Here is a 966-nt window from a genome sequence, read left to right as displayed (position 1 = left end):
CCTGGATGCCTTGCTGCCGATCCTCTACCTGCGTGGGCTCTCCACCGGTGACTTCCAGGAAGCTCTGGCTGCCTTGCTCGGCACGGACGCGCCCAACCTCTCGCCCTCGGTGGTCACCCGGCTCACCAGCGAATGGCAGGGCGAATACGAGCGTTGGCAGGCGCGGGATCTCTCGGCCCGGCATTACGTCTATGTCTGGGCCGACGGCGTCTATCTCCAGGCGCGGATGGAGGATCAGGCTGAATGCATGCTGGTGCTGATCGGCGCCACGCCGGAGGGCAGGAAGGAGCTGGTCGGCTTCCAGGCCGGCGTGCGCGAGAGCGCCCAGAGCTGGAGAGAGCTTCTGGTCGAGATCAAGCGAAGGGGCCTGTCCATCCCGCCTCGCATTGCCGTAGGGGACGGGGCGCTTGGCTTCTGGAAGGCGCTCGATGAGCTCTTTCCCGGCACGCACCATCAGAGGTGCTGGCTGCACAAGACCGCCAATGTGCTCAACAAGGTGCCGAAGTCGGTACAGCCGGGGATGAAGGTGGCCCTGCGCGAGATCTATCTCGCGCCGACCCGTGCTCAGGCCGAGGTCGCTCTCGATTTGTTCGCGGATGCCTACCAGGCGCGCTATCCCAAAGCCGTCGAGTGCGTGCGCAAGGACCAGCGGGCGCTGCTGGCCTTCTATGACTGGCCCGCCGAGCACTGGATCCATCTGCGCACGACCAATCCGATTGAGAGTGTGTTTTCGACGGTGCGGCATCGCACCGTGCGCACCAAGGGCTCGCTGTCGCCGACCACCGCGCGGCTGATGGTGTTCAAGCTCATCATGGCGGCTTCGAAAACCTGGCGCCGGCTGATGGGCGAAAACCAGTTGCCGAAAGTAATCGCGGGTGTCAGATTCCAGGACGGCACCGAGATCGCAACGACGCCAACACACAACGTCGCCTGATCGGCCCCATCACCCAAAATCCAGCATAGGTC

1 protein-coding gene is annotated in these 966 nt (G+C 64.2%); it reads left to right on the top strand.

The features are described from left to right. A partial coding sequence (locus tag FS320_RS44155) for an IS256 family transposase (RefSeq protein WP_152718753.1) occupies positions 1 to 934 on the top strand: 934 nt, incomplete at its 5' end. Between the last annotated feature and the right edge of the window lie 32 nt (positions 935 to 966).

Origin of the sequence: Microvirga tunisiensis, assembly GCF_009296175.1 — a bacterium.
In the GTDB taxonomy this organism is placed as follows: Bacteria; Pseudomonadota; Alphaproteobacteria; order Rhizobiales; family Beijerinckiaceae; genus Microvirga; species Microvirga tunisiensis.
This window is presented reverse-complemented; position numbering and strand designations above follow the sequence as displayed.